Annotated in this window: 4 protein-coding genes; 3 read left to right on the top strand and 1 reads right to left on the bottom strand. The window is 44.8% G+C overall.

Translation table 11 applies throughout. From position 1 onward, the window contains the following. Positions 1 to 162: 162 nt before the first annotated feature. Together FD01_RS09640 and FD01_RS09635 are read left to right on the top strand one after the other, a co-directional pair. The gene (locus FD01_RS09640) at positions 163 to 1,494 is read left to right on the top strand and encodes a family 4 glycosyl hydrolase (RefSeq protein WP_054719181.1); all 1,332 of its coding nucleotides are present in this window, start codon (positions 163 to 165) and stop codon (positions 1,492 to 1,494) included. Between the two features lie 21 nt (positions 1,495 to 1,515). Continuing rightward, positions 1,516 to 3,630 (top strand): alpha-glucoside-specific PTS transporter subunit IIBC, encoded by a 2,115-nt coding sequence (locus tag FD01_RS09635; protein ID WP_056963958.1) that lies wholly within the window; start codon positions 1,516 to 1,518, stop codon positions 3,628 to 3,630. A gap of 137 nt (positions 3,631 to 3,767) precedes the next feature. Here FD01_RS09635 and FD01_RS16100 read toward each other — a convergent pair whose 3' ends face one another. Further along, entirely contained in the window at positions 3,768 to 3,992 is a 225-nt protein-coding gene (locus FD01_RS16100) for a hypothetical protein (protein WP_152164605.1), read from the bottom strand. Between the two features lie 159 nt (positions 3,993 to 4,151). On the opposite strand from FD01_RS16100, the gene FD01_RS09630 reads away from it, so the two are divergent. Continuing rightward, a complete protein-coding gene (locus FD01_RS09630; RefSeq protein WP_054719178.1) occupies positions 4,152 to 6,521 on the top strand; it encodes a phosphoketolase family protein in 2,370 nt (789 codons plus the stop codon). The last annotated feature ends 83 nt before the right edge of the window (positions 6,522 to 6,604 follow it).

Genomic DNA, 6,604 nt, shown 5'->3' with positions numbered 1-6,604 from the left:
TCATCTCACGGTGTCGTGCCATGGGGTGGCTAACTTGTTCTTGCAATTTGCGAATTGAAAATATTTTCGGTATCGGAAAATGAATGCGCTTACTAGAAAATGGGTTTCAATTCGTCTTCAATTATACCTATAATGCAAGCGTATTCAAAAGGAGGAATTGCAATGAAACATGAAGATTTGCATGTTGTAATCGCTGGTGGGGGTAGTGGGTATACCCCAGGTATTATTCAAGCGGTCTTGCATAATAGCGACCGCTTCCCAGTGACAAAATTCACCTTATACGATATTGACCCAGTCCGTAATGAAGATATGAATGTCATTATTAAATATATGCTCAAGCACGACGGATATGACAATATCGAACTTGTTGCAACACTGGACCCTAAAGAAGCCTTTACTGGCGCGGACTTTGTCTTCTCCCAAATTCGTGTTGGTGGCATGGAGATGCGTGAGAAGGATGAAAAAATTCCGCTTAAGTATGGCTTAGTCGGTCAAGAAACTTGTGGTGTTGGTGGCTTTTCATACGGTTTACGGTCGATCAAAGGGCTTTTAGGGGTTGTGGGTTACGTCCAAGAATATGCGCCAGACGCTTGGATCTTGAATTATACCAATCCAGAAACTTTGATTGCTGAAGCGATTCGTCGGCAATATCCAAATGCGCATATGATCAATGCCTGTGACATGACGATTTCGATTGAAGAAACCATGGCACGGAACTTCGGTTATGATCGCAAGAACTGGATTTGCCAATATTATGGTTTAAATCATTTCGGTTGGTATACCGAGATTTACGATAAGAAGCTTGAACGTGACGTGATGCCAGAATTGATCAAGAAGTTGCAAGATGCGCCAATGAAAATCGCCTCCTTTAATAAAGGCGATCAGTCATGGCAAGATGCTTGGAACATGCTCTCAGAAATTGTGCGGATGTTCCCAGATTACTTACCTAACAACTACTTGGAATACTATTTCTTCCCAGATTTAGTTGTTGAAAGCACTGATCCTAACTACACCCGTGCCAACATGGTAATGGATGGACGCTTGAAGCGGACCAAAGAAATGGCAGAAAAGATTCGTCATCATGCTGACGGTGAAATCCTAGACTTTGACTTTGGTGAGCACGGCGAATATATCGTGGATATGGCTTGCTCGATTTTGAATGATTTATATGATCGCTTCATGTTGATTTTGCCAAACCACGGTGCGATTCCTAACCTGCGTGACGACGCAGCAGTTGAAGTGCCAGCATACGTTGGGCGCTTGGGTGCAGAACCAATCTCGATGCGCCACGATATTCCTGATTTCCATAAAGGCCTGATGGAAGCACAAAATGCAGCTGAAAAGCTGTTAGTTGACGGATATTTTGAAGGATCTTATCAAAAGGTGTTACAAGCATTTACCTTGAACCAAACCGTTCCATCAGCAGATAAAGCAAAGAAAGTATTAGATGACTTGATCGTTGCAAACAAAGACTATTGGCCAGAACTCAAGTAACCCGCGCGGAGGTACGGAACCATGATGGCTAAATTTCAACGCTTTGGCGGCGCTATGTTCACACCCGTGGTATTCTTTGTCTTCTCGGGTATTGTCGTAGGGCTCACGTCAGTTTTCTTAAATGCAGATATTATGGGTGGCATTGCTGCGGCAGGGACACCTTGGACAGTATTTTGGACCGTTGTTGATACTGGTGGTTGGACCGTCTTTAATAATATGGAAGTGCTGTTCGTGATCGGCTTGCCTTTAGGGCTTGCAGATCATGGGAAAGAACGTGCAGCACTAGAAGCTTTTGTCCTTTACATGACATTCAATAACTTTGTTAATTCTATTTTGTCCATGTTTGGCAAAACGTTTGGGGTCAATTTGGCTTCGACTTCAGAAACCAGTGGCTTGAAGGTTATTGCCGGGGTCAAAACACTTGATACCGGGGTTGTTGGGGCAATTTTGATCGCCGCGGTTGTTGTTTACCTGCATAACAAGTTCTTCGATAAGAAGTTGCCCGATTGGTTGGGTGTGTTCCAAGGCTCAGCATTTGTCGCAATGATCGGTTTCTTCGCCATGTTACCAATGGCTTTGATCTTCTGTTGGGGCTGGCCATACTTCCAACGTGGCGTAACCAACATTCAACAATTCTTGACCACAGCTGGCGACCTAGGCGTCTTTATCTATATCTTCTTGGAGAAGGCATTACTGCCAGTGGGGTTACACCATTTCATTTACGCACCATTCCAATATGGACCGGCAATTGTTAACGGTGGGACCACGTTATATTGGATGAAGCATATTACAGTATTTGCCGCATCTAAGCAATCATTAATTTCCCTTTATCCTCAAGGTGGATTCGCACTTCAAGGGCTTTCTAATATCTTTGGTGTTCCAGGGATCGCAGCAGCATTTTATGCAACTGCCAAACCTGAAAACCGGACTAAGTTGTTAGCGTTGATCATTCCTGGCGTAATGACATCCGTATTTGCCGGGATTACAGAACCTTTCGATTACACCTTTTTGTTCATTGCACCAGCCTTGTTCTTCTTGCATGCATTCCTTGCAGCGTGCTTGGCAACGACGATGTATGTCTTTGGTGTTACTGGTGAGTTCTGTGGTGGCTTGATTGATTTCATTGCTAAGAACTATATTCCAATGTGGGCTAATCACTGGACCACATATGTTGTCCAGTGGGCTATCGGTTTGGTCTTCATGATGATTTACTTCTTGATCTTCAGATTCCTGATCTTGAAGTTTGATTTGCCAACACCAGGTCGCGCTGAAGGGGTTGTTAACATGTTCTCCAAAGCCGATTTCAAAGCAAAGCAAGCAGCTGGAAAATCCGATGACGGTAAGCAACACTCGGCTTTCTACGATTCTGCTGCAGCGTATGTTGAGTTCTTGGGTGGCGTCGATAATATCGCGTCGGTCACTAATTGCTTTACGCGGTTACGTGTCGAAGTTAACGATCCACAATTGGTTGCACCAGATCAAAACTTTATGGCCGTTGGTGCAAGTGGTGTCGTGAGAAAAGGGACTGCAGTTCAGGTAATTGTCGGCACTGACGTTACAAACGTACGTGAAGAAGTCGATGATATCATGGAAAATGGTGAAGGTGTCACAACAACTCAAACTGTTCACGAATCACAAAAAGTTGAGGTTAAAGATACTGCGACTGAAACAACGCTATTTACGCCAGTTAAAGGACAATTCATGAATCTTGAAGATGTCCCAGATGATGTCTTCTCAAAGAAAATGGTCGGAGAAGGATTTGCAATGAATCCGGAAGACGGTAATATTTTCGCAGGGGTCGAAGGCACTGTAATGACTGTATTCCCGACGAAGCATGCATTGGGTATCCATACTGAAAATGGTGCCGAAGTGATGATCCATTTAGGCTTAGACACAGTTGAATTAAATGGCGATCCATTTGATGTCAAAGTTAAAGAAGGCGATCAAGTTCATAAAGATACGCCAGTTGCGACAATGGATCTCAAAAAAGTACAAGCTGCTGGTAAGAATCCAGTTGTTCTCATGATCATTACCAATGCAGCAGATTATATGTTAGGTAATTTCAAAATTAATCAAGGTGATGTGGTCAACGCTGAAGTTCCAGCTTTGGAAATATCCAAGGTAAAGACGAAGTAAAAACATTCATCTCACTTACTTGAGTGTCAGCATAGTAGCTGGCACTCTTTTGTTGAAAAATAGCGGTAATTTAGCGCTAAAGCACACACGAATAGGGAGCCTGTTCAAATTTGAACAGGATCCCTATTTGTAATCCCTTACAAAATCCGACCAGAGAAATTTCCTAACGAGTGGTGTAGGGCTACCGCAATGACCATTAACACGGCAATGACGACGCCTTCGACGACAGCGCCAATTGTAAACAGCGCGATGGCGGCAACGACAGCAAAAATAATTAATAACCAATCAAACAAAGCAAGACGCATTTTGCTCAACTCCCCGAATGGTATACCATATTTTCTTTCTTGTGAATATTCTAACACTTTGGCGCTCGGTCGGCACAACTTATTAGGCTTTTTTGCCGCGTCCTCGTATAATTAAGGTATCCTCGCAAGAAGATAAGTTTTTTTAAGTGATTATAAGTGATTTTTCGGCAAAACATGGTATACTGAAGTCAATCAAAAAAAGGCAGGTATCTCGACATGGCGACAGATTACGATTCTCAAGCTTATTTCGACAAAATGACTGCGTATTGGCGCGCAGCAAACTATCTTTCAGTTGGGCAACTTTACTTAACTGCGAATCCCTTACTACGCCGACCATTGGAATCTTCCGATGTGAAGTTCTACCCGATCGGTCACTGGGGCACGATTTCTGGTCAAAACTTCATTTATACCCATTTAAACCGGGTCATCAATAAGTACGACTTAAACATGTTCTACCTCGAAGGCCCAGGTCATGGTGGCCAAGTGATGTTATCCAACGCTTATTTGGATGGCACTTATTCCGAGAAGTATCCTTATATCTCTCAAGATGAAAAAGGCATGCAGATCTTGTTCAAGCGCTTCTCCTTCCCAGGCGGTGCGGCAAGTCATGCCAATGCGCAAATTCCAGGTTCCATTCATGAAGGTGGCGAACTCGGTTATACCTTAAGCCATGCCACTGGTGCTGTTTTGGATAACCCTGATGTGATCGCTGCTGCGGTTACTGGGGATGGTGAAACTGAAACTGGCCCATTGGCGGCAAGTTGGTTCTCGAACACCTTCATCAACCCAATTTCTGATGGGGCAGTATTGCCGATCGTGCACATGAACGGCTTCAAGATCTCTAACCCAACCATTTTATCCCGTAAGTCTGATGAAGATTTGACCAAGTACTTTGAAGGTATGGGCTGGGCGCCGATTTTTGTTGAAGGCGACGATGCTGACAAGCTCAACCCGATCATGGCTAAGGCGATGGACAAAGCCATCGAATCCATCAAAGCCATCCAAAAGCACGCTCGTGAAACTGGCGATACCACCATGCCACACTGGCCAGTCTTGATCGTCCGCACACCAAAAGGCTGGACGGGTCCTAAGACTTGGAACGGCGAACCGATCGAAGGCTCCTTCCGTGCCCACCAAATTCCAATTCCTGTTAAGCGCGACGACATGACGCACAAGGAATCTTTGGAAGACTGGTTGAAGTCTTACAAGCCAGAAGAATTGTTCGACGATAACGGCACCTTGATCCCAGAATTACAAGCGATGACCCCTAAAGGTGACAAGCGCATGGCTGCCAACCCGATCACGAACGTTGGCTACCACGCCAAGCCATTGATTTTGCCAAACTTTGAAGATTACGCTTTGGACAACACCAAGCGCGGTCAAAACGTCAAGCAAGATATGATCATTTGGTCGGATTACTTGCGCGACTTGATCAAACTCAACCCAGAAAACTTCCGTGTATTTGGTCCGGATGAAACCATGTCCAACCGCTTGTATGGTTTGTTTGATGCCACGAAGCGTCAATGGTTAGAACCAATCGATCAAAAAGGTTGCGACGAAGATATGGCCCCAGCTGGTCGGATCATCGATTCACAATTATCTGAACACCAAGCAGAAGGGTTTGCTGAAGGCTACACCTTAACTGGGCGTCACGGTTTGTTCACTTCTTATGAAGCCTTCTTGCGCGTGGTTGATTCCATGCTCACCCAACACTTCAAGTGGATGCGCGAAGCCGCCAAGGAAGACTGGCACAAGCCTTATCCTTCCTTGAATGTGGTATCGACTTCAACCAGTTTCCAACAAGACCACAACGGCTACACTCACCAAGATCCAGGCATTTTGACCCACTTGGCTGAAAAGAAAGGCGAATTCATTCGTGAATATCTGCCGGCTGATGCCAACAGTCTTTTGGCCATTTCACCAAAAGTTTTCTCAAGCCAAAACACCATCAACTTGTTGATCACGTCCAAGCAACCACGGCCACAGTTCTACTCTATTGAAGAAGCCAAAGTCTTGGCTGAAAATGGCTTGAAGCGCATCGACTGGGCCTCTAATGACGATGGTGTGGAACCAGATGTGGTCATTGCCGCTGCTGGGACGGAACCAAACATGGAAAGCTTGGCTGCCATCAACTTGTTGCATGACAACTTCCCAGACTTGAAGTTCCGTTTTGTCAACGTGGTGGACTTGTTGAAGTTGAAGTCTCCTGACCGTGATCCTCGTGGGTTGTCTGACGCTGATTTCGATCAATACTTCACCAAAGACAAGCCAGTGTTCTTCCAATTCCACGGCTTTGAAGACTTGATCCGCGACATCTTCTTTGATCGTCACAACCATAACTTGCATGTGCATGGCTATCGTGAAGAAGGCGCGATCACCACACCATTTGATATGCGGGTGTTAAACGAACTCGATCGTTTCCACTTGGCCAAAGACATCATTCAACATGTGCCAGGGTACGCTGAAAAGTCTGCCGCCTTTGTCCAAAAGATGGACGACACTTTGCAATACCACCACGACTATATCCGCGAAACTGGCGAAGATATTCAAGAAGTGTTGGATTGGACTTGGCAAGATATTAAATAGTACGACTGAAACCAGACTGATGAGGTCTGGTTTTTTCTACCGTTAGTCAAGTACTAATCTTGATTTAACGGTATTTTCTTTGC

Source organism: Lacticaseibacillus manihotivorans DSM 13343 = JCM 12514, from assembly GCF_001435035.1.
Lineage (GTDB): Bacteria > Bacillota > Bacilli > Lactobacillales > Lactobacillaceae > Lacticaseibacillus > Lacticaseibacillus manihotivorans.
Note: the sequence above shows the minus strand (reverse complement) of the source record. Positions and strands in the feature narration are given on the sequence as shown.